26 protein-coding genes are annotated in these 26,075 nt (G+C 66.7%); 14 read left to right on the top strand and 12 right to left on the bottom strand.

The window, feature by feature from the left end; translation table 11 throughout:
• Positions 1-12: 12 nt before the first annotated feature.
• Positions 13-1,836 (bottom strand): DUF885 domain-containing protein, encoded by a 1,824-nt coding sequence (locus D619_RS0103695; RefSeq protein WP_017667221.1) that lies wholly within the window; start codon positions 1,834-1,836, stop codon positions 13-15.
• Positions 1,837-1,938: 102 nt separating this feature from the next.
• Between D619_RS0103695 and D619_RS0103690 the strand changes: the two genes are divergently transcribed.
• The 6 genes from D619_RS0103690 to D619_RS0103665 all read left to right on the top strand — a co-directional run bounded on the left by D619_RS0103690 (position 1,939) and on the right by D619_RS0103665 (position 6,814).
• Positions 1,939-2,223, top strand: coding sequence for a DUF167 domain-containing protein (locus D619_RS0103690; RefSeq protein ID WP_017667220.1), 285 nt, complete (start codon positions 1,939-1,941; stop codon positions 2,221-2,223).
• A gap of 28 nt (positions 2,224-2,251) precedes the next feature.
• Positions 2,252-3,556 (top strand): MFS transporter, encoded by a 1,305-nt coding sequence (locus tag D619_RS0103685; RefSeq protein WP_026090684.1) that lies wholly within the window; start codon positions 2,252-2,254, stop codon positions 3,554-3,556.
• A gap of 114 nt (positions 3,557-3,670) precedes the next feature.
• Positions 3,671-4,492, top strand: a complete 822-nt coding sequence (locus D619_RS0103680; protein WP_017667218.1) for a GNAT family N-acyltransferase — start codon at positions 3,671-3,673, stop codon at positions 4,490-4,492.
• 38 nt (positions 4,493-4,530) lie between these two features.
• Positions 4,531-5,418 carry a c-type cytochrome gene (locus D619_RS15455; protein WP_017667217.1) on the top strand — a complete coding sequence of 296 codons (888 nt, stop codon included), beginning with the start codon at positions 4,531-4,533 and terminating at the stop codon, positions 5,416-5,418.
• A gap of 12 nt (positions 5,419-5,430) precedes the next feature.
• Complete coding sequence (locus D619_RS0103670; RefSeq protein WP_017667216.1) at positions 5,431-6,084, top strand: DsbA family oxidoreductase; 654 nt, start codon at positions 5,431-5,433, stop codon at positions 6,082-6,084.
• A 169-nt stretch (positions 6,085-6,253) separates the two neighbouring features.
• Positions 6,254-6,814, top strand: a complete 561-nt coding sequence (locus D619_RS0103665; RefSeq protein ID WP_017667215.1) for a PEPxxWA-CTERM sorting domain-containing protein — start codon at positions 6,254-6,256, stop codon at positions 6,812-6,814.
• Positions 6,815-7,085: 271 nt separating this feature from the next.
• Here the strand turns inward: D619_RS0103665 and D619_RS0103660 are convergent, their stop codons facing one another.
• Positions 7,086-9,884: a pitrilysin family protein gene (locus D619_RS0103660; RefSeq protein ID WP_017667214.1), complete on the bottom strand. Its 2,799-nt coding sequence runs from the start codon at positions 9,882-9,884 to the stop codon at positions 7,086-7,088.
• 59 nt (positions 9,885-9,943) lie between these two features.
• Between D619_RS0103660 and D619_RS0103655 the strand changes: the two genes are divergently transcribed.
• Positions 9,944-11,608, top strand: coding sequence for a M28 family peptidase (locus tag D619_RS0103655; RefSeq protein WP_017667213.1), 1,665 nt, complete (start codon positions 9,944-9,946; stop codon positions 11,606-11,608).
• Between the two features lie 3 nt (positions 11,609-11,611).
• Here D619_RS0103655 and D619_RS0103650 read toward each other — a convergent pair whose 3' ends face one another.
• The 4 genes from D619_RS0103650 to D619_RS0103635 all read right to left on the bottom strand — a co-directional run bounded on the left by D619_RS0103650 (position 11,612) and on the right by D619_RS0103635 (position 14,369).
• Positions 11,612-12,676, bottom strand: coding sequence for a 5-(carboxyamino)imidazole ribonucleotide synthase (locus tag D619_RS0103650; RefSeq protein WP_017667212.1), 1,065 nt, complete (start codon positions 12,674-12,676; stop codon positions 11,612-11,614).
• Positions 12,676-13,179, bottom strand: coding sequence for a 5-(carboxyamino)imidazole ribonucleotide mutase (purE, locus tag D619_RS0103645; RefSeq protein WP_026090682.1), 504 nt, complete (start codon positions 13,177-13,179; stop codon positions 12,676-12,678). The genes D619_RS0103650 and purE overlap by 1 nt, the downstream gene beginning before the upstream one ends.
• Positions 13,180-13,270: 91 nt before the next feature.
• Positions 13,271-13,852: a TetR/AcrR family transcriptional regulator gene (locus D619_RS17095; RefSeq protein ID WP_017667210.1), complete on the bottom strand. Its 582-nt coding sequence runs from the start codon at positions 13,850-13,852 to the stop codon at positions 13,271-13,273.
• 142 nt (positions 13,853-13,994) lie between these two features.
• The gene (locus D619_RS0103635) at positions 13,995-14,369 is read right to left on the bottom strand and encodes a hypothetical protein (protein ID WP_017667209.1); all 375 of its coding nucleotides are present in this window, start codon (positions 14,367-14,369) and stop codon (positions 13,995-13,997) included.
• A 99-nt stretch (positions 14,370-14,468) separates the two neighbouring features.
• On the opposite strand from D619_RS0103635, the gene D619_RS0103630 reads away from it, so the two are divergent.
• Complete coding sequence (locus tag D619_RS0103630) at positions 14,469-15,518, top strand: MBL fold metallo-hydrolase (protein WP_017667208.1); 1,050 nt, start codon at positions 14,469-14,471, stop codon at positions 15,516-15,518.
• A gap of 1 nt (position 15,519) precedes the next feature.
• Entirely contained in the window at positions 15,520-16,143 is a 624-nt protein-coding gene (locus D619_RS0103625; protein WP_017667207.1) for a DUF1275 family protein, read from the top strand.
• On the opposite strand, the gene D619_RS0103620 is transcribed toward D619_RS0103625, so the two are convergent.
• The 4 genes from D619_RS0103620 to D619_RS15445 are packed head-to-tail and all read right to left on the bottom strand — an operon-like array spanning position 16,140 to position 19,380.
• Positions 16,140-16,790: a DsbA family protein gene (locus tag D619_RS0103620; RefSeq protein WP_017667206.1), complete on the bottom strand. Its 651-nt coding sequence runs from the start codon at positions 16,788-16,790 to the stop codon at positions 16,140-16,142. The genes D619_RS0103625 and D619_RS0103620 overlap by 4 nt on opposite strands.
• The gene (locus D619_RS0103615) at positions 16,787-17,224 is read right to left on the bottom strand and encodes a DUF1330 domain-containing protein (protein ID WP_243442602.1); all 438 of its coding nucleotides are present in this window, start codon (positions 17,222-17,224) and stop codon (positions 16,787-16,789) included. Before D619_RS0103615 ends, D619_RS0103620 begins: the two co-directional genes overlap by 4 nt.
• Positions 17,202-18,107 (bottom strand): haloalkane dehalogenase, encoded by a 906-nt coding sequence (locus D619_RS0103610; RefSeq protein ID WP_017667204.1) that lies wholly within the window; start codon positions 18,105-18,107, stop codon positions 17,202-17,204. Before D619_RS0103610 ends, D619_RS0103615 begins: the two co-directional genes overlap by 23 nt.
• Positions 18,082-19,380 (bottom strand): MFS transporter, encoded by a 1,299-nt coding sequence (locus D619_RS15445; RefSeq protein WP_243442601.1) that lies wholly within the window; start codon positions 19,378-19,380, stop codon positions 18,082-18,084. The genes D619_RS0103610 and D619_RS15445 overlap by 26 nt, the downstream gene beginning before the upstream one ends.
• A gap of 111 nt (positions 19,381-19,491) precedes the next feature.
• Here D619_RS15445 and D619_RS0103600 point away from each other — a divergent pair, with 111 nt between their 5' ends.
• From D619_RS0103600 to D619_RS0103580, 5 genes are all read left to right on the top strand, one after another.
• Positions 19,492-20,925 (top strand): NAD-dependent succinate-semialdehyde dehydrogenase, encoded by a 1,434-nt coding sequence (locus tag D619_RS0103600; RefSeq protein WP_017667202.1) that lies wholly within the window; start codon positions 19,492-19,494, stop codon positions 20,923-20,925.
• Positions 20,926-20,962: 37 nt separating this feature from the next.
• On the top strand, positions 20,963-21,694 hold the full coding sequence (locus D619_RS0103595; RefSeq protein ID WP_017667201.1) for a 3'(2'),5'-bisphosphate nucleotidase CysQ: 732 nt from the start codon (positions 20,963-20,965) through the stop codon (positions 21,692-21,694).
• A gap of 113 nt (positions 21,695-21,807) precedes the next feature.
• The gene (locus D619_RS0103590) at positions 21,808-22,749 is read left to right on the top strand and encodes a hypothetical protein (RefSeq protein WP_017667200.1); all 942 of its coding nucleotides are present in this window, start codon (positions 21,808-21,810) and stop codon (positions 22,747-22,749) included.
• Entirely contained in the window at positions 22,746-23,294 is a 549-nt protein-coding gene (locus D619_RS0103585; RefSeq protein ID WP_017667199.1) for a DUF2141 domain-containing protein, read from the top strand. The genes D619_RS0103590 and D619_RS0103585 overlap by 4 nt, the downstream gene beginning before the upstream one ends.
• Positions 23,295-23,350: 56 nt before the next feature.
• Complete coding sequence (locus D619_RS0103580; protein ID WP_243442600.1) at positions 23,351-24,559, top strand: glycosyltransferase; 1,209 nt, start codon at positions 23,351-23,353, stop codon at positions 24,557-24,559.
• Here the strand turns inward: D619_RS0103580 and D619_RS18005 are convergent, their stop codons facing one another.
• Positions 24,560-24,727, bottom strand: coding sequence for a hypothetical protein (locus D619_RS18005; protein WP_017667197.1), 168 nt, complete (start codon positions 24,725-24,727; stop codon positions 24,560-24,562). It abuts the gene before it with no gap.
• 49 nt (positions 24,728-24,776) lie between these two features.
• A complete protein-coding gene (locus D619_RS0103570; protein WP_017667196.1) occupies positions 24,777-25,913 on the bottom strand; it encodes an aminotransferase class I/II-fold pyridoxal phosphate-dependent enzyme in 1,137 nt (378 codons plus the stop codon).
• Positions 25,914-26,075: the final 162 nt, after the last annotated feature.

Genomic DNA, 26,075 nt, shown 5'->3' with positions numbered 1-26,075 from the left:
CCGCCGTAAACCTCACCCTTTGCGGGCGGCAATCCAGTCATCCACGCGGCGTTCCATGATCGAAAGCGGCTGCGAACCCGACGCGATCAGCAGATCGTGGAAGCTCTTGATGTCGAACTTCGGCCCCAGCGCCTTCTCGGCCTTGGCGCGCACTTCCATGATCTTCAGCATGCCGATCTTGTAACCGGTGGCCTGGCCCGGCAGCGTGATGTAGCGGCGCACTTCCGAACGCGCCATTTCGGGTTCGGCGCGGCCGGTTTCATTGAGATACTTCACCGCTTCCTCTTCGGTCCAGCCGAGCGCGTGGATGCCCGTGTCTGTCACCAACCGGGCAGCGCGGAACAGTTCGGCGTTCAACCGCATGAAATCGGCGGCCACATCGGGGAAGGCGTTCATCTCGGCGCACATGCGCTCGGCATACAGGCCCCAACCCTCGCCGAAGGCGACATAGCCGGTGATGGCGCGGAACTTCGGCCCGCCCTTCTGCCGAACCTGGATATCGCCCTGCATGTTGTGGCCGGGCACGGCCTCGTGACACATCAGCGTATAAAGTTGCGCCGGGTCCTTCATGGTGCCCACCAGGTGCACGAAGGTGCGCGACGGGCGCTTGCCATCCGGGCTGGGGCCGCTGGCATGGGCGGCGCCGCCGGGCACTTCGCTGAAGGCCGGTTCGCGCACCACCTCGATGCCATAGGCCGGCAGCGTGCCGAACCAGGGGCCCAGCAGGCTGCGGACATGGCCAACGAAGCGATTGGCCTCCTTCAGATAGGCTTCGCGCGCGGCATCATCGTAGGGCTTGTCGGGGAACAGCTGCGCGCGCTGGGCGTAGAAGGCGTGACGGTCCTTCAGGCCCGCCTTTTGCGCCAGCGCGTCCTGTTCGGCCTCGATGCGCGCGACTTCCTTGCGGCCGATGGCGTGGATCTGATCGGCGGTCAGATCGGTCGTCGTGTTCAGCTTCAGCGCGGTGGCATAATAGGCCGCGCCGCCCGGCAGGGTGATGGCGCCCACCTTGCCGGAAGGCGCGGTGGCCAGCGCCCCCTTGGCCCAATCGATCACCCGGCCATAGGCGGGCTTCAGATCGGCAATGGCGGTGCGCGCCTCGGCCAGCAGCGCATCGGCTTCGGCGCGCGACATTGTGCCGGCGGCGACGAGCTTTTCCGTCTTGGCCTTCACATCAGCCCAAAGGGCGGCATCCTTGCCTTCACCAAAGGGCGCACCGCTGGTCAGCACCGTTGCGCCGGCGATGATGGATTCCACCTGGAATTTCGGCGCGCGCACACCGGCGGCTTCGCTGGCCTTGGTGCGGGCGATGGCCATGTCCAGCACGGCCGGCATGCCGCGCACGCGGGCGATATAGTTCTTCAGATCGTTCGCGTCGGCGATGGTGTGCGTGTTGATCAGGAAATCCGGCAACTGGCTGTGCGCCGAATAGAGCCGCGAATAAAAAGGCGGGCTGTAGACGCGGTTCTTGTTCTGCATCGCCGCGCGCTCGGCCTCCAGCGCCCAGATGTCATAGTTCACCTGGCCCTCGCCCGACAGCTTGGCGCGGTCGATCGTCGCCTTCATCCGCGCCGCGCTGGCCTGCCGCCACGCCACCTGGGCGTCCGCTGCGGCATCGCTGGTGTCGTTCCACTTGTCGCCGCCAGCCTTGATGCCCAACCGCGTCGCCAGTTGCGGCTGGCCCTTCACATATTCGGCAAATTCGCCATCCAGAAACGCCGTCAGCTTGGCGTCTTCGGCCTGGGCAACAGCGGCCACTGGCGCCTGCGCCAAGGCCGGCAAAACGGGCAGGGCCAGCGCTGCAAGCAGAACGGCGATGCGGGTGGTGAATTTCATTTGGGGGACCCTCCTCTTGGTTGCGCCGTGTCTAGAGGCCGGCAGCGGCGGCGGAAAGCGCAAATATTGACTCGCCTGCCCTCCGCGCGCCCAGTTGCCGCCATGGCCCGCAAGCCCGCCCTCCCCGCCGCCGATGCCTTGCGCGCGTTGGCCGACACGCAGCACTGCCTGATGCTGCGCGTCACGCCCAACGCCAGCGCCGATACGCTGACCATCGCCGATGGCATCGTGCAGTTGCGGGTGACGGCGACGCCCGAAGCCGGCAAGGCCAATGCCGCCGTGCTGGCGCTGCTGGCCAAAGCGCTGGGCGTGCCGAAATCATCGCTCGCCATCGTGCGCGGCGAAACCGGGCGGGACAAACGGGTGAAACTGCCGCCCATTGCGTAAACCGGTGGTCCTCGCCAAGGTGCCGGGCATGGCCTCCAACCGCTCCCTCACAGCCGCCATCCGTCCCTATTTCGAAGCCGGGCCGCTGGGCGCGCTGGCGCTCGGCATGGCATCGGGCACGCCCTATGCGATGATCGCCGCCACGCTCACCACGCGGCTGGCGGAAAGCGGCATCGAGAAGAAATCGGTGACGGCCTTCGGGCTGGCGCTGCTGGTCTACAGCTTCAAGCCGCTGTGGGCGCCGCTGATCGATCGGGTGCGCATTCCCGTGCTGGCCGCGCTCATCGGCCAGCGCCGGGCGTGGCTGGTCGTCTCCATCATCCTGGCCAGCGCCGCCATCACCTGGCTGGGTCTGCTCGATCCCACCGCCGATCTGGCGCTGTTTGCCGCTGCTGCCGTGGCCGTGGGTTTTGCCGGCGCCACGCTGGATATCGTCATCGACGCCATCCGCATTGAATGGCTGCGGGTGGACCAGATGGGCGCCGGCAGCGGCATGACGCAATATGGCTGGCGCATGGGCAGCTATCTCGCCGGCGCCGGCGCGCTGCTGCTGGCAGCGCAGGGCAGCTGGGCGCTGGCCTATGCCAGTGCCGTGCTGCTGTTTGCACCATCGCTGATCGCCGCTGCCCTGCTCGGCGAACCGCAACGCCCGCCGGCACCGCAATCGGGCAAGGGGCTGGCCGCGGCCATCAGGGACAGCATCATCGCGCCGCTGGCGGATTTTCTCACCAGGAAGGGCGCATGGATCGTGCTGGCCTTCGTGCTGGTCCACAAGATCGGCGACACTGTCTGCCAGCTTTCGGTGCGATTGTTCTACAACGATCTGGGCTTCACCAAGGAAGAAGTCGCCTTCTACGACGTCTCGCTCGGCCTGTTCGGCTATCTCGGCGGCGTCTTCCTCGGCGGCCTCATCTACAAGCGGATCGGGTTGGCCGCTTCGGTGTTCCTGTCGCTGATCCTGATGGGCGTCTCCAACGCCGCCTATGCCGGCCTCGCCCTCATCGGCCACGACGTGTGGGCACTGGCCGCCGTGCAGGGCTTTGAAAATCTCGCCAGCGGCATCGGTGGCGTCACGGTCGGGGCCTGGCTGGCGCTGCTGTGTGACCGGCGTTTCACGGCGACGCAGTTCGCGCTGCTGTCGTCGGCGGCTGCCATACTGGGCCGCGCCTTCTCCTCCGGCACCGCCGGCGCGCTGATCGAGGCGCTGGGCTATGTCGATTTCTACTGGCTCACCACGGCACTGGCGCTGCCCGGCGTGCTGATCTTCCTGTGGCTGTGGCGGGCCGGGCTGGTGGTGGCGGATGACACGGTTGAAACTGCAACCGGCGTGTAACGTCGTGGCAACCTGCCTGTCACGCTGCGGCCACGTGCCTGTCACACGCCTGCGTTATGGCCCACCAAACCAGTGGAGCCGATGATGACCCTTGCTCTTGCGCCACACCACTCCTTGGCCACCGAACTGCCGGCCGCCCTGCTCGCCCACGCCGCCCCCATCCACCGCGCCGGCCTGCTCGAAGTGCGGCTTGCCGCCAGCGAAGCCGAAATCGCCGCCGCGCAGGCGCTGCGCTATGCGATTTTCTATGACGAGATGGGCGCGCAGCCGACCCCGGCCATGGCCCGCGTGCGCCGCGACATCGATGCCTATGATCTGGTGTGCGATCATCTGCTGGTGATCGATCATGCCAATGCGCTGCGCCCGCGCGTGGTTGGCACCTATCGCCTGCTGCGCCAGGACGTGGCGATGGCGAATGGCGGCTTTTATTCGGCCGGCGAGTTCGACCTGTCCGCGCTGATCGCCCAATCGGCACCGGGCCGGCAATTGCTGGAACTCGGCCGCAGCTGCGTCGCGCCGGAATGGCGGACGAGCGCCACCATCTCGCTGCTGTGGCGCGGGATCGCCACCTATCTCGCCCAGCACGGCATCGGCCATCTGTTCGGCTGCGCCTCGCTGCATGGCGCCGATGAAACGCTGCACCTGGCCGAATTGTCGTGGCTGTATCACAACCATCTCGCGCCGCCCTCGCTACGGGCCAGCGCGCTGCCGCCGCACCGGGTGGAGATGAACCGGCTCGACGCCGCCGCCATTGATGGCCGCGCCGCGTCGCGCGCGCTGCCGCCGCTGCTGAAGGGCTATTTGCGGGTCGGAGCCATGGTGGGCGATGGCGGTTTTGTTGATCGCCAGTTCAACACGGTGGATGTGTTCGTGGTGATGCCGGTCGATCGCATCACCAGCCGCTATGCCGAACGCTTCGGCGCTGCGAACGATTGAGAGTTTCCCCGCCTGCCCGCCTGCGCTAGCCAAGGCGCATGCGCTGGCGCTTTCCCCTTCTGGCTGTGGCGGCCCTCGCCGGCATCGCTGCAGCTGATCCGGCCACCCCGCCGCCCGAAACCGCCATTCCCGCCGGCCCGGACGGTGACGCCATCCGGCGCGGGCTGGATATCATCACCAACACCCGCGCCGCCGCACCGCAATATGTCGGCAATGATCTGAGGTGCACCAATTGTCATCTCGATGCCGGGCGCACGGCCGGCGCCGCGCCATTGTGGGCTGCGTTCGGCAATTTCCCGGTGTGGCGCGACAAGAACCGCCGCATGAACAGCTTTGAAAAGCGCGTGCAGGATTGTTTCATCTATTCGATCAACGGCAAACCGCCGCCGCTGGGCGGCGAGGTGCTGCTGGCGGTGAGCGCCTATGCCGGTTGGCTGGCACAGAGCCAGCGCATTGGCGTGTCGCCACCGGGGCGCGGCTTCCCCGCCATCGCAGTACCGCCGCTGCCGCCCAATGATGCGCGCGGGCGTGCCGTGTTCACCGAAACCTGCGCCGCCTGTCACGGCGAAGACGGGCAGGGCCTGCGTGATGGCGACACCATCATCAACCCGCCGCTGTGGGGCAAGGCCAGCTACAACTGGGGCGCCGGCATGGCCCAGGTGGACAAGGCCGCCGCCTTCATTCGCGCCAACATGCCGGTGGGCAACGCCGGCACGCTTTCCGTGCAGCAGGCCTGGGATGTCGCCTGGTATATCGATGGCCAGACCCGCCCGCAGGACCCGCGCTTTGCCGGAAACCTGCCCGCCACCCGCGCCGAACACCACAATCGGCAATGGAGCCGCTATGCGACGCGCGTTGCCGGTGTCATGCTTGGCGATCCCGCCACCACCCCGCCGCATCACGTGCCGCCCGGCCATGATTTCTAGGAGCGCACCGCAATGACCACCCCGCTTCGCATCGATTTCGTCTCCGATGTCGTCTGCCCGTGGTGTGTGATCGGCCTCAAATCCCTCGAACAGGCGCTGGCCGAACTGGCGGACGAGGTCACGCCCGACTGGCATTTCCACCCGTTCGAACTCAACCCGCAGATGCCCCCCGAAGGTGAGAACAGCGCCGAGCATATCCAGCGCAAATATGGCCGCCCACCGGAAGAAGGCGCCGCCGCCCGCAGCCACATCAAGCAGATGGGCGAAAACCTCGGCTTCAGCTTCAAGGGCGGCCCGGATTCGATGATCTGGAACACCTTCGATTGCCACCGCCTGCTGCACTGGGCCGAAAAGGCCGGCCGCGCGCATGCGCTGAAAATGGCGCTGTTCACCGCCCATTTCAGCAACGCCGAACCGCTGAACGATGCGGAAACCCTGGTCCGCGCGGCCGCCAGCGTGGGCCTCGACGCCGCCGCTGCCCGCGAAGTGCTGGAGAGCGGCCGCTATGGCGACGAGGTCCGTGCGACCGAAGCCTGGTGGCGCGAGGAGCAGGATATCCACGCGGTGCCGGCCATCATCTTCAACGGCAAATACGCGATCATGGGTGGTCAGCCGCCAGCGACCTTCGTGAAGGTGATCCGGCGGATCGTGGCAGGAGACGTCTGAGGACCACCGCCCCGGATCATGTCCCGGGGTGATGTGGGCAGGGCCGCCGACAGACTCGCCGGCACAGCGATCAAGAGACGGTCAAATATTAACCAAATTTCAACTAATGTTGACATTCGGTTAGCACAATGACACCGTAAAGCCTCTGTTAAAGCACGGGGGAATAGTCATGATTCGCGCATTCGTATCCGCAGCTTCGGTTGCTGCCCTGCTCGCCGCCGTTCCGGCCGCGGCCATCACCTACAATATCAATGTCGGCAATTCGACGCTCGGCGCCGTCGGCTTCATCAAGACGGACGGCACCATCGGCACCATCAGCACCGCCAATATCGTCGACTGGAATTTCGCTCTGGCCGACAATGGCGTGAACTTCACGCTGAACGGCCCGGTCAACTCGCAAAGGGTGGTGCAAGGCGCCACCTTGACCGCGACGGCCAGCGGCCTGTTCTTCGATTTCAGCGGCTCCGGCCTCGCCCTGTTCCAGAACCCGAACATCGGCTCCAGCATCAACTTCATCTGCTTCGTTGGCAACGGCGTTTGCGGTGGTGCTGGCAATCGCATCAGCATCACCACCAGCACCTTTGGTGATGGCATTGCCCAGCGCGGCCTCCAGCAGATCGGCTTCGCCGGCGGCGTGGTTCCCGAACCGTCGAGCTGGGCCATGCTGATCGCTGGCTTCGGCCTGGTGGGCGCAGTTGCCCGCCGTCGCAAGGCAGTCGTCGCGGCCTGAGCGTCTCGGCGCCAGACCGGCGCTGCCAAACAAGATCGGGCGGGTGGGGCTTCACACCCCGCCCGCCTTTGTTTTTGGGCCGGGTTCCGCAGTCAACAAGCCCGGCCATGCTGGCGCAGGCCAGCATCTACTGTGTCGCGCGAAGCTCCCGTCAGATTCCTGGCACGGCAGTGGATGCTGGCCTTCGCCAGCATGACAGGCCTAAACAATGAAGGGCTAGCGCAAATCAAACGGGTGCAGGGACGAGTCCCTGCCCGCCGGAGGCCCCCTTCTACGGCGCGCTGCGCACCTCCAGCGGTAGCCCAAGCGCCTTCAGCTGCGGCTCTACCTTCGCCCGATCCCCCACCACGATCCACAGCAATTTATCCGTATCGAACAACTGCACCGCGCGATTGAGATCGGCCGTGGTCAGCGCGCCCAGGCGGCGGGCGGCGGTGACGTAATAATCGTCGGGCCGGCGGAGCAGCTGGTTGCGTTCCATCGCCGACACAAAGGCGCTGCCGCGTTCGAATTCGCCGGGCAGGGCCAGCACCGAATTGGCGATGCTGCGACCGCGTTCTTCATCGCTGATCGGCTTGGGTCCGCGGATGGCGGCGATATCGGCGATCATCGCCTTGATGCTGTCGGCGGTGCGGTCGGTCTGGACGGGCGCATAGATCAGGCTGGTCAGCGGCCCCTTGCCATCGGTCAGGCCGGCGAAGGCGCCATAGGCCCAGTTCTTTTCTTCGCGGATGTCCATGTTGATGCGGCTGGTAGACAGCCCGCCCAGCACATCGGCGGCGGCGCGTTCGGCGATCAGATCCTGGCTGCCGGTGATCGGCAGCAGCGTGCCGGCCAGGATCAGGCTTTGCGGGCTGTTGGGGCGATCCACCAGGATGATGCGCGCCGGCTGGGGGGCGGCGGGGGCGACATCGGCCACGGTGCCGGCGGCGACCGACGCATCGGCCTGCCACTGGCCGAATTCGGCATCGAGCAGCGGCTTCAGTTCGGCCGCGGTGATATCGCCAGCCACGAACAGAGTGGCGCGATCCGGGCGGATCCAGCGCTTGTGCCAGGCCACCAGTTCGTCGCGGGTGATGGCTTTCAGGCTGTCGGCGGTGCCAAGCCCGCTCGGCGGCGCGCCATAGGGATGGTTGGGGCCATAGAGGGCGGGGGACAGGATGCGCCGGGCGATGCCCACTGGAGAGCTGGCTTCCTGTTGCAGGGCGGTGAGCATCTGGCCGCGCACCCGCTCGATTTCGGCGGGCGGGAAATCAGGGCGTTGCACGACATTGGCAAACAGCTGCAGCGACGGGCCCAGATTGGATTTCAGCGCATCAAGGCTCAGCCGCGTGCGGTCCATGCCTGGCGACGCGCCGATGCCGGCGCCCAGCCGCTCGCGCAGCTCGGCAATCTGCGGGCCGCTCTGGCCGGCGGCGCCTTCGTCCATCAGGTTCAGCGCCAGCGACTGGATGCCCAGCCGGCTGCGCTCATCGGCTGCCATGCCGGCATCGACGCTGAGCAGCATCCGCACCAGTGGCACCGTGGTGCGGCGGGCGAGTTCGACTTTCAGGCCATTGGCCAGGGTGAAGCGCTCGATCGCCGGCCATTGCAGCAGCGGCGGCTGGCCCACCGCGGGTTCGGCCATGCGGGCCGGGCCCTTGGCTGGCGCGGCAACCGCAGCGACTTTCGGCGGCGGCGGCACGTCTTCGGCGGCCGGGCGCTCGCCCGGCAGCACGGTCTGCACATAGGCGCTGGCCGTCAGCCACGCCCGCGCGGCGGCCTGCACGTCGGCTGGTGCGGCGTTGGCATACCAGCCCAGTTCGATGCGATATTGTTCGGGATTGCCGGCATAGACGAGGCCTTCGGCCAGCGCCGCCGCCTTGCCGCCGCCACCGCCCACGGCTTCCAGCCCACGGATGGTGCTGGCGACATTGCGGGTCGCGACCCGGCTCACTTCATCGGCGCTCGGGCCGCTGGCGATGAAATCGGCCAGCGCCTGCTTCACGGCGGCTTCGACGGCCTCCGGCTTCACGCCGGGCGCCAGCGTCACCTCGATCTCGGCCAGGGAGACCTTCTCGAACGCCTGCACCCCGCCGCTCACCGCCACGGCCAGTTTCTTCGTGCGCACCAGTTCGTTGTACAGCCGCGAGGAGGCGCCGCCGGCCAGCACGGTCAGCGCCACATCGGTCAGCACGGCATCGCGGTCGTTGCGGCCCGGCACCGGCCAGTGCAGCGACACGCGCGGCGTCGGCACCTTGTCGTACAGGGTCTCGCGACGTTCCTGCGTCCAGCGCGGCACCGGGGCCGGCAGGCGCATCACGTCCGGTCCGCGCGCAATCGCGCCGAAATATTTTTCCACCAGCGGGCGCGCCGTGGCGGCATCGATATCGCCCGCCAGCACCAGCACCGCGTTGTTTGGCCCATAATTGGCGCGGAACCAGCTCTGCACATCGGCAAGGCTGGCGGCGTTGAGATCGGTCATCGAGCCGATGGCATCGTGGGCATAGGGGTGCCCATCGGGAAACAGCGCCTTCAGCGTGGCATAGCCAGTGAGGCCAAAGGGCGCGTTGTCACCCTCGCGCTTTTCGTTCTGCACCACGCCGCGCTGGGCATCGAGCTTGGCCTGCGTGACGGCGCCCAGCAGCCAGCCCATGCGATCGGATTCGAGGAACAGCGCCAGGTCGAGCGCCTGCGTCGGAACATTCTCGTAATAGTTGGTGCGGTCAAACCAGGTGGTGCCGTTGGCGTTGGTGGCGCCCACATCCTCCAGCTTCTTGAAGAACACGCCGTCGTTGTTCTCGCTGCCATAGAACATCAGATGTTCGAACAGATGGGCAAAGCCGGTCTTGCCCTTGGGCTCATCCTTGGAACCGATGTGATACCAGACACTGACCGCCACGATCGGCGCCTTGCGATCGGTGTGTACGATGACGCGCAAGCCGTTGGGCAGGGTGAATTGTTCGTAGGGCACGTTCACCTGGCGCACCAGCGCAGCGATGCTGGCCGGTTGGGCAGGCGCTTGCGCCAGCACCGGCTGCACCAACATGGTTGCAGCAGCCAAGGCCACCAGCAGCTTGCGGAAATTCATCACATCCTCACCATATCTTGCAGTTTGCACCGGCTTAGCCTGCCTGATACGCAACGCCAATGAACAAGCGCTTTCTCCCCCTCATCGCCGCCCTGCCGCTGATCGCCGCAGCCGCTCCCGCCCCAACCAAAGGCACTGGAGCCGATCCGCTGGCGGCCTCGTTCCGCGCCCATGTCGCCTTTCTGGCCGATGATCTTCTGGAAGGCCGCGGCATCGGCACGCCAGGCCACGAGATTGCCGCCAATTACATCGCCCAGCATTTCGCCCGCCTCGGCCTGCAACCGGCCGGCGACAACGGGACGTGGTTTCAGCGCGTGAACTTCGCCGAAAGCCGCTTCGCCAGCGAGCGCGAGACAGCGGTGATCGAAACCGCGGCGGGCAAGACGCTCACGCTCGAGAATGGTGTCGGCCTGGTGCTGGCGCCCGGTGACCTCGCCGGCCCGGAAAGCATCAGCGGCGAGATGGTGTTCGTGGGTTACGGCCTGCAGGACAAAAGCCAAGGCATCGATGATTTCGCCGGCATGGATCTGAAAGGCAAATATGCCGTGGTGCTGGCCGGCGCGCCCGACAGCATGAACAGCGAAGTCGCGGCGCACCTCGCCCGCACCTCCAAGGGCATCGCGGCGCTGCAGGCCGGCGCCGTTGGCCTCATCACCGTGCGCACCCTGAAGGAAGCGGCGCGTTTGCCGTGGGAAAAATTCTCAGCCCGCGCCCGCTTGCCGCGCCGGGTGCTGCTGGGCCCGGATGGCCAGGCGCTGGGCGATGGCGCCGGCCTGAAGGTGCGCGCCAGCATCGATGATGCCGCCGCCGCCGCCATCTTCGCCGGTTCCGCCATGAGCTTTGCCGACGTGCAGGCTGCTGCCGCCAAAGGCCCGTTGAAGGGCTTCCCGTTGCAGGGCCGCTTCAAGATCAACCGCGCCACCCGGCTGGAGCGTATTTCCAGCCCCAACGTGCTCGGTCTGCTGCCCGGCACCGACAAGACACTGGCCGCCGAAATCGTGGTGATTTCCGCCCACAGCGACCATGTGGGCGTGAAGGCCAATCCCAAGCCGGGTGAAGACCGCATCTTCAACGGCGCCATGGACAATGCCAGCGGCACCGCCACCATGATGGAGGCCGCCACGGCGCTGGTGAAGGCACCGCCGAAACGCTCCGTGCTGTTCTTTGCCACCACGGCGGAGGAATCGGGCCTGCTCGGCGCCGATTATTTCTCGCGCCAGCCAACCGTGGACATGCGCCGCATCGTGGCCGACGTGAACATCGACATGCCGATCCTCACCTGCGATTTCGGCGATGTCGTGGCCTTTGGCGGCGATCGTTCCACCATCGGCCCGGTGGTGGCCGCCGCTGCCAAGGCGATGAAACTGGGCCTGTCCCCCGATCCGCAGCCGGAAGAAGCGGTGTTCACCCGGTCGGATCATTATCCCTTCGTGCGCAAGGGCGTGCCCAGCGTGTTCCTGAAAACCGGCTGGACCGACACCAAGGGCGGCATGGCCTGCAAGGATGCCGAACGGACGTTCCGCCTCAACAGCTATCATGAAGTTTCCGACCAGCTTGATCTGCCGTTCGACTGGGCGGCGGCGGCGAAATGGACTCGGCTCAACACCGCGATCATCCGCAATCTCGCCAACGGCCGCACCGCGCCGCGCTGGTATGAAGGCGATTATTTCGGCACCGCATTCGCCCCGAATGCGCCAAAGGCGCCGGTAGTCAAACCACGCTGAGCCCTATTTCCCCAGCCGGGTGACATGCCCCATCTTGCGGCCGGGCCGAGCCTCGGCCTTGCCGTAAAGATGCACATGGGCCGTGGGTTCGGCCATCAGGCGCGGCCAGGCAGCGACATCGTCGCCAATCAGGTTGGTCATTTCGACCCGGCTTGAGGTCAAGGACGTCGGGCGCAACGGCAGGCCCACCACGGCGCGGATGTGATTTTCGAACTGGCTGGTGGCACTGCCCTCGATCGTCCAGTGGCCGCTGTTGTGCACGCGCGGCGCCATCTCGTTGAAGCGCGGGCCATCCTTGCAGGCGAAGAATTCGCAGGTCAGCACACCGACATGGCCGAGTTTTTCCGCCACGGTGCGGGCCAGCTGCACAGCTTCGCCGGCTTGCGCGCGCACCAGTGCCGGTGGCGGCAGCGTGGAGGTGGCGAGAATGCCGCCCTTGTGCAAATTCACCGGCACCGGCCAATCGACGATGCTGCCATCCTGCCCGCGGCACAGGATCACGCTATATTCATGGGCAAAATTCACGAAGCCTTCGAGGATCGCCGGCTGGCCGCCAATCGCCGCCCACGCCGCATCGGCATCGCCGGCCACCATCAGCCGCGCCTGGCCCTTGCCGTCATAGCCGAACCGCCGCGTCTTCAGGATCGCCGGCAGGCCCACATGGGCGATGGCCGCATCCAGCGCCTCGCGGCTGTCGACCTGCGCCCAAGTGGCGGTACGCCCGCCCAGCCATTCGACGAACTGTTTTTCCGCCATGCGGTCCTGCGCCACCTCAAGGCTGTGCGCGCCGGGATGCACGGGCACATGCGCCGCCAGCTGCCGCACCGCCTCGCGGTCGACATTTTCCCATTCCAGCGTGACGACATCCACCGCCGCGGCAAAGGCCTGCAGCGCTGCTGCATCACCATATTCGGCGCGCGTGGTGACAGCCGCGACCTCGCTGGCCGGCGTATCGGCTTCCGGTGCGAAGATATGGCAGCGATAGCCCAGCTCGGCTGCAGCCAGCGCCAGCATGCGGCCGAGCTGGCCGCCGCCAAGGATACCGATGGTCGATCCCGGCGCCAGCATCAGGGCAGATCGTCCGAGGGCGCCAGCGCCACCGCATCCGTTTGCGCCTGCCGCCACGCCGCCAGCCGCCCGGCCAGCGCCACGTCGTTCAGCGCCAGGATGGCCGCTGCCTGCAAGGCCGCGTTCACCGCGCCGGCCTTGCCGATGGCAAAGGTGCCCACCGGCACGCCGGCCGGCATCTGGACAATGGAAAGCAGGCTGTCGATGCCCTTCAGCGTGCGCGATTCCACCGGCACGCCCAGCACCGGCAGCGATGTCATGCTGGCTGCCATGCCGGGCAGATGCGCCGCGCCGCCGGCGCCAGCGATGATCACCTGCAGGCCCTTGGCGGCAGCGCCCCTGGCGTAATCGAAAAGGCGATCCGGGGTGCGGTGAGCGGAAACAATGCGGGCTTCATGGGGCACGCCCAGCGCCACGAGAATATCGGCGGCGTGCACCATCGTCTGCCAGTCAGACTGGCTGCCCATGATGATGCCAACCAGCGGCGCCGCTTCGCTTGCCATGGCCTTTTCGCCCTTCTCACCCGGAACCGGACCTGTGGAAAGCGCCACGCTTTAACCGCCAGCCCCAAATGGCGCAAAGAAAATCAGCCGGTCAGCGCTTGGCCGCCAACAGTGCGGATACGGCCGCTTCGATCACCCGTGCCGCTCCGGCATGATCCTGCCGCTGGCGATCGCGCAGCCGCCCATAGGCTTCGAGACTGAGCCACAGATCCAGTTGCTCAAACCACAGATCATCCGCCCGTAATTCTGCCCCCACCGCGGTTTCCAGCCGGACCCGCAGCATCAGCGTGAGCGCATCCAGGCCATGATCGAGCAGCGGTGAGCGCTGGCGATGCATGTCGGCAGCGCGGCGATAGGGCAGCACGGTTTCAAACATCTCCATGCGCCGGGCCATCGCCTCGCGCACCTGGCCTTGCCAATCGGTCGCTTCATAGGGCCGGGAAAGATGGGTGTAGCGCCGGCCGATGCGATCGATGACGGCGACATACAGCCCGTCCATATCGCCGAAATGGCGGAATACCGATCGCAGGCCCACGCCGGCGCGGGCGGCAATCACCTCGGCTCCGGGGATGCCCTGGTCTTCATCGACCAACTCGATCACGGCGTTGATGATGCGATCCCGGCTCGCCACCGAGCGCAGGCGCCGACCATCAATCTCCGCAGCTTCTGGCACGCTTCATGCCCCCGAATTAAATTGGCGGCCAGCCTGCCATTGCCGCCCGCACGATGCCACCTGCCAAATATTACCAAATGCCCTGCAACAGCGTCCAGCGCGCCCGGCAGAGACGAAAGCGCGACCGATTGAGCGCCCAGGTTCAGCGCGCAAAGCTGCGCCGCGCCAGCAACAGCGCCGCGATCATCACGGCTTCGATCATCATCGGCGGATAGGCGGTGGGTGCAGTGCCGTCCATGGCCAGCGAAACGCCGCGGCCGATGATGGCGATGGCGAGCAGCAGCAGCGGCACCAGCAGCGCGTTGCCATCCTTCTTCACTGCGCCGATCAGCGCGAAGGTGCCGCCGGTGATGAAAAAGCCGGGGAAATCGGCGCGCAGCGTCGCCAGACCCTGGCTGCCCAGCGGTGACAGGAAGAATTGCCCGGCCAATTGCGCCGGATTGAGCAGGAAACCCAGGCCGATGGCGATATTGAACGCACCGATCAATCCGATCACCACCCGCATCACGCCTGCCATTGCCCGTCCCTCCCGATGTAAGCGGGCACGCTAGCAGGACGCGCGCGCCGCGAAACCACTCCATTGTCACAAGGTCGGCTTGGGCTTAGCGTTCCATCCATGCGCCGTTTCCTGCTGCTCCTGCTGATCCTCGTCGTTGCCCTTGGCGGCCTGTGGTGGCAGCGCGCGCCGCTGGGCGAAGCATTGTATGGCCGCATGGCAGAGAGCCGCGCCGGGCGCAACGCGCTGGCCGGTTATGGCGATGGCCTCACCCTGATCTTCTGCGGCACCGGCTCTCCGGTGCCTGATCCGAACCGGGCCGAAGCGTGCCTGGCAGTCAAAGCCGGCGACACGCTGCTGCTGATCGATGGCGGCGATGGCGGCGTGCGCAAGCTCGCGGGGCTGGGCGTGGCGCTCGACGGGCTTGATGGGGTGCTGCTGACGCATCTGCACAGCGATCATATCGAAGGCCTGGCCCCGGCGCTGCTGCTGCGTTGGGCCGGCGGTGCCGCCACCAACCCGCTGCTGCTGATCGGCCCGCCCGGCACCAGCGACGTTGCCGCCGGTTACAATCTCATGCTGAAGGCCGATGCCACCTATCGCACCGCCCATCATGGCGAAGCCATCGTGCCCACCGGCGGCGGGCAATTTGCCGGGCGGGATCTGGGCCCCGGCGTGGTGTGGAATGCAGGTGGCCTGGTGATCACCGCCTTTGCCGTCAATCACGCACCGGTCGCCCCGGCCTATGGCTATCGCATCAGCTACAAGGGCCGCACCGTGGTGGTGAGCGGCGACACAGCGGCGACGCCTGCCATTGCGCAGGCAGCCAGAGGTGCCGACGTGCTGGTGCACGAAGCCCTGCAACCGCGCCTTGTCGCCGCCATCACCCGCGGGCTGGCCAATGCCAACCAGCCCCGCACCGCGCAGATCACCCGCGACATCCTCACCTATCACGCCACCCCCGAACAGGCCGCCACCGTCGCCGCGCAAGCGGGTGTGCAGATGCTGATGCTCACCCACATCGTGCCGCAGGTGCCGAACCGCTTCTTTGAAGCCGCTTTCCTGGGCGATGCGCCGGCACGGTTCAGCGGCCCCATCCGCATGGCGCGTGACGGCAGCGTGCTGCACCTGCCGGCCGGCAGCACAGCCATCGCCGAAGACACGCTGTAGCATGCACGATCACCCGCGCCGCGATCAGGCGATTGCCGCCGCGCTGGCGGGCCTTGCCGGCTATGTCGATGCTGTCGGCTTCATCGCCACCGGCGGCCTGTTCGTCAGCTTCATGAGCGGCAACAGCACGCGGCTGGGCATTGGCCTGGCGCAAGCGCGCGAGATCGCGGCGCTGGCCGGCAGCCTGCTGGCGGCGTTCGTGGCCGGGGTGACGCTGGCCACGTTGTTCGGCCGCCGGCTGAACAGCCACCGAAGGCGGGGGCAGTTGCTGCTGGTGGCGGCGCTGCTGGCCGGCGGCTTCGGGCTGGGCCAATCGGGCTTCACCTGGCCGGGGCTGCTGCTGGCGGCGATGGCGATGGGCGCGGAAAATTGCGTGTTTGAAGCCGGCGGCGACGTACGGATCAGCCTGACCTTCATGACCGGCAATCTGGTCAAGATCGGCCAGCGCATCGCCCTCGCCTTCGCCGGTGGGCCAGTGTTGGCCTTCCTGCCGTGGCTGCTGCTGTGGCTGGCGATGATCGGCGGCGCCGTGGCCGGGGCGCTGGCCTGGCCGCTGCTGGGGCTGGCCAATCTCGGCGTGGCGGCGGCGGTGGCGGCGGGGCTGGCCGTGCTGATTGATCTCTAACGCGCCTCCAGCCCCTTCTGCTTGAGCCGCCACACCAGCTGATCAAAGCGGTCCTGGCCGAAGAAGGGTTCGCCATCCAGCGCCATCAGCGGCACGCCATAATGGCCGGCGGCGCGCTGCGCCTCCTGATTGGTCTCGATGGCGGCCCGATAATGATCGGGATTTGCGGCAATGGCGGCATCCAGGGCGGCCAGATCAAGCCCGGCGCGGGCGGCAGCTTCAGCCAGATGGTCGCCTTCGTGCCAGTCATCGACGGTGCCCGACCAGATGGTGTGGGACACTTCGCGGATGAATGCCAGGCCGCGCCCGGCTTCGGTCGCCGCGATGCCAAGATGCGACAGGCGGTGGATGTGCGGCTGTTCCGGCGGATAGAGCCGGGTTGCCGGGTCCATGTACACCGGGTCGGGCTTGGGCCAGCGATAGGGCATGCCCAGATATTCCGCCTCCCGGTAGGTGTCCCGCATCAGGTAGAAGACCCACAGCGGATCGACCTTCTGAAAGAAATCCGCCTGCCGCACCGCGATCGGATAGACGATGCGCACGTTGCAGACGACGTCGTGCGCCGCCACCAGTTCCACCACGCGCGGCAGCAGCAGATAGGAATAGGGCGAGCGGAACGACCAGAAGAGGTCGAAATTGAGGCTCATTGTGGCGCTTTCGTGCGGATGTTCAATTGCCCGGCCAGCCCGGCATAGCGGTGGATCTCGATGGCCTGATATTCCGGCAGCGCCACCATCTGCAGCATGGCCTGCGGGCTGGGATAATAGGCCAGCGCGACGGCATCCCACAGCTCCTCGACATCGCCGAGGATGATGCCCGAGACCGGCCCGGAATAGACCACCCGGCCGCCGACCTTTTCAAGACAGGCCACCACGCCGGCGCCATAGCGATCATAGGCCTCACGGCCCGAAAGTTCGTGATCGCGGCCATCGGGATAGGTTGCCTTGTCCTTGAACTTCAGCAGGTTGACCATCACCATCGGGCCATGATCGGCATCGCTGAAAAAGGCCTGGGCCAGTTCCGGTCGCGGCGCGGTTTCGTTCTTCACCTGCATGGTTTCAACCCCGGTTGATGTGGTCAAGGATGATGCGCACCAGTTCTTCGGGGGCATCTTCCTGCAGGAAGTGCCCGCCGCCCTTCACGATGGTGTGCGGCTGGCCGTGTGCGCCCGGCACGCGTTCGATGAAGACCTTCTCGCCGCCGTGGGTCACCGCATCCCTGTCGGAAAAGCAGGTCACCACCGGTTTCCCGAAGCGGCTCAGCACCTCCCACGCCGCCTTGTTTTCGGCGACGCTGGCATGTTCGGGCGTGATCGGCACCAGGGTGGGGAACTGGCGGGCGCCTTCCTTGAACGTCTCGTCCGGGAAGGGCGCATCATAGGCCGCCACTTCGGCCGGCGTCAGATCGCGGGTGCAGCCACCGTTGACGATGAAGCCAACGGGGAAGGTCTCCACCTTCTGGCTGAATTCCAGCCACGCCTTGAAGCCTTCGGACCAGCCGGTGCCGATGGGAAGGCCGGTGTTGCCGATGACCAGCCGCGCAAACCGCTCCGGAAAGGCCGCCACCAACCGGAGGCCGATCAGCCCGCCCCAATCCTGGCAGAACAGGGTGATGTCGGTGAGGTCCAGCGCCGTCAGCCAGTCGCTCATCCATTCGACATGGCGTTCATAGGTGTAATCATTGCGGTCCGCTGGCTTGTCTGACTTGCCGAAGCCGATCAGATCGGGCGCGACAACACGATGCCCGGCGGCAACCAGCGGCGGCACGAACTTGCGATAGAGGTAGGACCAGCTCGGCTCACCATGCATCAACAGCACGGGCGCGGCTTCGCGATTGCCTTCATCAACATAGTGCAGGCGAAGCGGCGTGCCGGTCGCGCGGTCCGTCAGCGCCAGATAATGCGGGGCAAAGGGATAATCGGTGATGCCGGCAAAGGCTTCATCCGGCGTGCGCAACACCTGCATCAGTCATGTCCTTTCCATTGGCTTCGCGGCCCAGCGCCCGCGCGCCAAGCCAGAACAGCAACGCCGGCACCAGCCCGGCCCAGGCGGCGAAATAGAGCACCATGCGCACCGACTGGATGCCATATTCGGGCTTCAGCATGTCAGACAATGCACCGAACAGCAGCGGCCCCAGGCCCAGCCCGATCAGATTCTGCGCAAACACCATCCACGCTGCCGCCATCGCCCGCGTGTCGGGCCTGGCCAGCACCTGCGCCGCGCCATAGGCCGGGCCGTAATAGGCGCTGTTGGCCACGGTGGGCAGGATCAGCAGCGCAATCGCCAGCCGCCAATCATCGACCATATAGCCGGCAAAGAGCACTGGCGCTGCCAGCACCATCGCCCAGGCCGGCAGGGTGAGCATGTGACGGCGATCCCTGGATCCGAACTTGTCGGCCGCCCAGCCGCCGAGCCATGTGCCGACGATCCCGGCAATCCCCAATATCACGCCCACCCACAGCGCCGTCTGCCCCACCGACAATTTGTGCGTGCGCTGGAAATAGATCAGCACCCACACGCCCTTGCCATAGCTGAGGAACGCCACCAGCGACGCACCCGACAGCACCAGGCAATAGGCCGGCGAGGTTGCCAGCAGTTTGAGACTCGCCCACATCGAAAGCCGCGGTGGCGCATTGGCCGGCGCCGCCCGACCCAGGCGCGGGTCCTTCAGGAAAAACCACACGAACACCGCCAGCAACAGCCCGGGGATGCCCACCACCCAAAAGGCTTCGCGCCAACCCAGCGCTTCGGCCATGCCGCCGCCGATCAGCGTGCCCATCAGGCCGCCAATGGGGATGCCCAGCCCGAAAAAGGCAATGCCGCCGGCGCGCTTTTCGGGGGGCAGGCTGTCGGCAATCAGTGCGTGGGCAGTGGGCGTGCAGCCCGCCTCGCCAACGCCAACGCCGATGCGGGCGAGCAGCAATTGCCAGAAATTCTGCGCCACCCCGCACAGCGCCGTCATCACCGACCACACCGCCACGAACAGGGCGATCATCCGGCTGCGGTTGCTGCGGCCATTATCGGCCACCCGCGCGATCGGTACGCCCAGCGTGGCATAGAAGAGCGCAAAGGCCAGCCCGGTGAGCAGGCCGAGCTGGCTGTCAGACAGATGCAGATCGCGCGAGATCGGTTCGGCCAGGATGGCGACAATCTGCCGATCGATGAAGTTGAAGATATAGACGACCAACAGCGTCCACAGCAAAAGCCGTGGGTGCCGGGTGGCTGGCAAACCCTCCATCCCCATCTCCCCAGAATGCGGCCGATTTCCACCGCGTTTGGCGCAGCCTGCCTGCGCCGCTCTTGGCTGGCAAGCTGCTTGCATTAGAGAGGATGCAAAGGAGTCGCTGCCATGACCGCTTATCCCGTCCGCCCTGCCCTGTTCATCGATGGCCGCTGGCTGCATGGCGAAGGCCGCGCCACGCACCAGGTGGTCAATCCCGCCACCGGCGCCGTACTGGCCGAACTGCCGCTGGCCACTGCGGCCGATCTCGATGCCGCGCTGGATGCCGCCGCGCGGGGATATAAATTGTGGCGGACGACATCGGTGGATGAAAAGGCCGCCGTGCTGGCCGGCGCGGCCCGATTGCTGCGCGAACGCGTGGAGACCATCGCCACCACCGCCACGCTGGAACAGGGCAAGCCGCTGGCCGAAGCGAAGGGCGAACTCGCCTACACCGCCGCCCTGGTCGATTTCTACGCCGGCGAGGTGCGCCGCAACTATGGCCGCGTGCTGGCCCGCCCCACCGGGCAGCGCAGTCTGGTCATCCACGAACCGGTGGGGCCATCATTGGCGCTGTGCCCGTGGAACTTCCCCATCCTCAACCCGGCGCGCAAGCTCGCCCCTGCGCTGGCCGCCGGCTGTTCGATGATCGTCAAGCCGCCCGAAGAAGCGCCGGGCACGGCCATATTGGTACTGCAATGCTTCCTTGATGCCGGCCTGCCCGCCAGCGTCGCCTCGATGGTGTTCGGCGTGCCCGACACCGTCTCGCGCCACCTGATTGCCAGCCCGATCATCCGCAAGATCAGCTTCACCGGCTCGGTGCCGGTGGGCAAGCATCTGATGCGGCTGGCCGCCGATGGCGCCAAGCGCACCACCATGGAACTGGGCGGCCACGGCCCCGTCATCGTCTGGGATGATTGCGACCTCGAAAAGACCGTCACCATGGTTTCGGCGTTCAAGTGGCGCAACGCCGGGCAGGTCTGCGTCTCCCCCACCCGCCTCATCGTGCACGAAGCCATTGCCGACCGCTTCGCCGCTGCGCTGGCCGATCGCGCCAAGGCCCTCACCGTCGGCCCTGGCCTTGATGCGGCCACCCAGATGGGCCCGCTCGCCAACCCGCGCCGGCCGGTCGCCATGGAAGGCCTGATCGGTGATGCGCTGACCCAGGGCGCCATCCTGCTGGCCGGCGGCGAGCGTATCAGCGGTCCCGGCAATTTCTGGGCACCCACCATCCTGGCGGATGTGCCGCTTTCCGCCCGCCTGATGAACGAGGAGCCGTTCGGCCCGGTCGCCACCGTGCAGCGCGTCGCCACACTGGATGACGCCATCGCCGAAGCCAATCGCCTGCCGTTCGGCCTTGCCGCTTATCTGTTCACCGAAAATGCCCGCACCGCCAATCTCCTGTCTGACGCGGTGGAGGCCGGCATGATCGGTATCAACACGATGGGCATGAGCGCGGTTGATGCCCCCTTTGGTGGGGTGAAGGACAGCGGCCACGGCAGCGAGGACGGGCCGGAAGGCATGCGCGCCTTTCAAGTGGTGAAGGCCATCCACCAGCATTGATCTTGCCGCCAGCGCCGCACGCTGGCAGGGAGCCCGCATGACTGACGCCGAACTCGCCCGCCACCTCGCCCAAGCTGCCGGGCAAATGCTGCTGGACCTGCGCAGCGGCCCGGCGGAAGGGAAGGCGCTGGGTGCCGAAGGCGACCGCATCAGCAACGCCTTCCTTGTCGCCGAGTTGCGCCGGCTGCGGCCGGATGATGCGATCCTGTCGGAAGAAGAGGCCCCCGATCTCGCGCGGCTGCAATATCGCCGCGTCTGGCTGGTCGATCCATTGGACGGCACCCGCGAATATGGCGAGCGCCGCGATGATTGGGCCGTGCATGTCGCACTCAGCATCGATGGCCGCATTGCCGATGGCGCGGTCGCGCAGCCCGCCTTGAATCAGACCATCTGCACCCAGCACCCGCCCGCACTTCATGCCGAAGCCGCACCTTTACGCATCGTCGTCTCGCGCAGCCGCCCGGCCGCGTGTGCCGATGCGCTGGCCGCCCGCATCGGCTGCGAACTGGTGCCGATGGGCAGTGCCGGAGCCAAGACGCTGGCGGTGCTGCGCGGCGAGGCTGACGTCTATCTGCACCAGGGCGACATGCACGAATGGGACAGCGGCGCCCCCGCTGCCGTGGCGCAAGCCGCCGGCCTGTGGGTCAGCCGTGTCGATGGCAGCCCGCTGGTGTTCAACCAGCCGCGTCCACTCACACCGGACATCCTGATCTGCCACCAGGCCCGCGCGCCGGCGTTGCTGGCCGCTATCGCGCCGCTGCTGGGATGAACCACGCATGAGGGAAACAAGGCGATATCCCCAATTTGCCCGCCGCCGTGCGGTCGTCAAATTGCCATATTGGGCCTCTAGGGCCGGCGAGAGTTAGGAATTTGGCCCCCGAGATGCTTCGAAGCGATGCTGCCACTGCCCCGGCAGGCCCCGAAGGCCTGCCCGAAGGCTTGCCAACTGGCCTGCCCGCCCTGCCGCGCACCGAACGTGGCTGGACCTGGTGGGTTGGCACCGCCATCACGCTGGCCGTGCTGGTGGCGGCGCTGACGCAGCTTGCCCAGCTCGATCTGGCGCAGGTTGCCGCCGTTGTGCCGTCGTCGCCGGCCTTCTGGATCGTGTTTGCCCTGTCCTATTTCGCCGGCGTGCTGGGCGATTTCGTCATTTTCCGCCGCCTGTGGCAGATCCCGGCGGCTGGCTTCTTCGCCCTGCTGCGCAAGCTGATCGGCAACGAGCTGGTCACCGGCTATGTTGGCGATCTCTATTTCTACACCTGGGCGCGGCAGCGGACGGCCATGATCTCGGCGCCGTTCGGCGCGGTGAAGGATGTCGCCATCCTGTCGGCGATGGCCGCCAATGCCATCACCATGGTGCTGATGCTGCTGGCCTATCCGCTGCTCGATCAGCTGCGGCTGGGTATCGATACCACCGCCTTCTTCGGTTCGGTTGCGCTGATGCTGGTGATTTCGAGCGGCGTGCTGCTGTTCCGCAAGAAGCTCTTCAGCCTGCCGGCGCCCGATCTCTGGTATGTCACCGGCATCCAGACGGCGCGCGTGATCGCCACGCTGGTGCTTACCGGCCTGTGCTGGCACCTGGCGCTGCCGGCGGAATCGGTGGAATTGTGGGTGCTGCTCTCGGCGATGCGCATGTTGCTGTCGCGCCTGCCCTTCCTGCCCAACAAGGATGTGGTGTTCGCCGCACTGGCCGTGTTCATGATCGGGCAGGATGCGCAGGTTGGCGCGCTGATGGCGATGATGGCCAGCCTGCTGCTGGCCACGCATCTTGGTTTGGGGCTGCTGCTGGTGGGCGGAGAAGCCTTTGGATGGCGAAAGAAATGACGAAAATCCGGTTGGCGGCGCTGCTGGCGCTGGCCCCCTTCACCATCGCTTCTGCGGTGCTGGCCCAGGTCGAATCCAATCCCAATCTGGGCAAGGCCGAAGGCCAGTGCCGGGCGGGTGAGGCCGGCCCCGCCGTGCTGATCACCGCGGTTGGCCTGAAGGATCGGCGCGGCGTGCTGCGGGCCGAGCTCTATCCGGACAATGACAAGGATTTCCTGCAGGATGACAATATCCTGATCAACGAAGGCAAGACCTTCCGCCGCGTGGAAATGCCGGTGCCGGCATCCGGTGCCGTGACCTTGTGCATCCGCACGCCGGGCCCCGGGGCCTACACGCTGTCGCTGCTGCACGACCGCGATGCCAACCGCAAGTTCGGCCTGTCCACCGATGGCGTCGGCTTTCCGGGCAACCCGCGCCTGGGGCTGAGCAAGCCAAAGGCTGCGGCAGCACGCTTCCAGACCGGGCCGGGGCTGACGCCGATCAGCATCCGCCTGAATTACCGCAAGGGGCTGCTGAGTTTCGGCCCGCTGCGCGAACGCGATTGAGGCGGCAAGCGCAATCTGGTCTTGACCACGGGGCCGACCCGGCGGATTGACGGTGAATGCAGCCCGCAATGGCGCGGGTGAGGAGTGATTTCACCGCGATGCATCTCGTCGACATCTCGGCGCTCTATTCCCCGCAGGGCGGCGGCATCCGCACCTATACCCACCGCAAACTGGAAGTGGCGGAAAAGCACGGCGTGCGCCTGACCGTGGTGGTGCCCGGCGCGGAGGACAATGTGCGCGAAGTCGGCAAGGCGCGGCTGATCAGCATCAAGAGCCCGCGCTTCCCGCTCGACCGCAATTATTTCTATTTCGCCAGCGACCGGATCATCCACGCCGCGCTGGACGAGCATCAGCCTGATTTCATCGAATGTTCCTCGCCGTGGGGCAGTGCGGCGGCCGTCGCCGATTGGCCGGGCGCAGCGCCGCGCAGCCTGTTCATGCACGCCGAACCGCTGTCGGCCTGGGTCTATCGCTATCTCGATGGCTTCCTGCCGCGCCAGACGATCGATCGCAGCTTCGATTGGTTCTGGCGCTACCTGCGTCGGCTGGATGCCCGCTATGATCAGGTGATTTCGGCGGCGCCCAGCCTGTCGAAACGGCTGCGTGATGGTGGGCTGACCCATGTGGTCGATAACGCGCTGGGCGTGGACCCCGGTGTCTTCTCGCCCGCCAACCGCGATGAAGAACTGCGCGCCCGCCTGCTGGCCCAGTGCAGCCTGCCGCCCGAAGCCACGCTTCTGATCGGTGTGGGCCGCCACAGCCATGAAAAACAATGGCCGATGGTGATCGCCGGGGTGACCGCTGCCAGCTATGGCCGGCCCATGGGTCTGATCATCCTGGGCGATGGCCATGCCCGCGCCGCCGTGGTGCGCGCGGTGGGCGAAAATCCGCATATCCAGCTGATCGCGCCGGTGCGGGATCGCCCGGAATTCGCCCGCATCCTGGCCAGTGCCGACATGATGGTGCACGGCGCCCCGGCCGAAACCTTCGGCATCGCCTGCGCCGAAGCCCGGGCCAGCGGGCTGCCGCTGATCGTGCCCGACGAAGGCGCAGCGTACGACCAGCTGGAGCCCGGCCTGGGCCTGGCCTTCAAGTCGCTCGATGCCGCCAGTCTCGCCAGCACCATTGCCGAGGCCATTCCGCAACTGCCGGCGATGCGCAGCCGGGCCATTGCCGCGGCCCCATCGGCACGCACCATCGACGCCCATTTCGAAGCCCTGTTCAGCGGCTTTGCCGGCGTGCTGGAAGGCCGCCGCGCCGCCTGATCAGCGCGTGATGGCGTAATAGATCACGTAGAACCACGACAAAAGGCCATGGAAGATGGCCCACAGCAGGCTCTTGTGCAGGCTCCAGCTGATGGTGACGGCGAGCGCCGAGCCGAGGCCAATGCCGGTCCGCACCACTTCCCCACTGCGCAGGCGCTGTTCGGCCATGTCGTCTCTCCCGATCCTGAAGAAATAGTGACTTAGCGTTGCAATACAGTCAAGTTCCGAACTGCCGCCGCGCCGCGTTCAACCGTTCGGCCCCGGCATCCAGCACCGCGTCGGACTTGGCAAAGCACAGCCGGATGAACCGTGTCTGCGCCGCATTGGGCATGAAGGCGCAAAGCGGAATGGCCGCAACGCCGGCCTGGGCCACCGCCGCCTCACAGAAATCATGATCGCCAAGGCCAATGCCGGACGCGGCCAGATCGGCCATGAGGAAATAGCTGCCCGCTGTCGGCAGCAGCACCCAGCCACCGGTGGTGAGCGCGGCGGCCAGCCGGTCCCGCGCCACCACAAAGCGCGCGCGGCCGGCATCATACCAGGCGTCGGGCAGATCGAGCCCGGTGGCGACCGCCACCTGCAACGGCGGCGGCGTGGTGAAGGTAAGGAACTGGTGCACCTGCGCCACACGCTCGGCCAGTGCCGGCTCGGCCACCACCCAGCCGACCTTCCAGCCGGTCAGCGCCAGCAGTTTGCCAGCCGAACCGATCTTGATGGTGCGTTCGGGGGCCAGGCTGAAGGGCGAGATGTGCGGCGCGGCGCCGATGATCACTTCCTCCCACACTTCGTCGCTGATGATGGTGAGATCGTGCGCGCGGGCAAGACTGGCGATGGCGGCCAGCATCGCCGGGCTGGCAATGCCGCCGGTGGGATTGTGCGGCGTGTTGATCACCAGCGCGCGCGTCGCCGGCGTGATGGCCGCTGCAATGGCTTCGGCACTGGCCTGCCAATCCGGCGGCTGCAGATCGACCCACACCGGCTGCGCCCCGGCGCGGCGCACCAGCGGCGCATAGGCATCATAGGCCGGCGCAAACAGGATCACCTCGTCGCCGGTGCCGGCCACCGCCATGATGCTGGCCGCCAGCGCCTCGGTGGCGCCGGAGGTGACGATCACCTGCTCCGGCGTCACTGCCAGCCCCTGCCGGCGCCGGTAGAAATCCGCCACCGCGCGGCGCAGTTCGGGCAGGCCACGCATCGGCGGATATTGGTTGTATCCGGTGGTGATCGCCGTGGCGCCAGCTGCAAGCACTTCGGCGGGCCAGCCGAAATCCGGAAAGCCCTGGCCCAGGTTGATGGCGTCATGGGCGCGGGCCAGGCCCGACATATGTTCGAAAATGGTCGTGCCAGCCTGCATCCCCGTGTCTTGCCATGTCAGCGGGCGGGGTGCCAACCCTTCAGGCGGCGGGCCGCAACTGATAGCTGTGGCGCATGATGAACGGCAGATCTCGCGCACCATCAGCTTGCGGCCATTTTCCCCGCCCATGCCATCGGCAACCAATGTCACCGCGCCGCCCGG

It is taken from the genome of Sandarakinorhabdus sp. AAP62, from assembly GCF_000331225.1.
Lineage (GTDB): Bacteria > Pseudomonadota > Alphaproteobacteria > Sphingomonadales > Sphingomonadaceae > Sandarakinorhabdus.
This window is presented reverse-complemented; position numbering and strand designations above follow the sequence as displayed.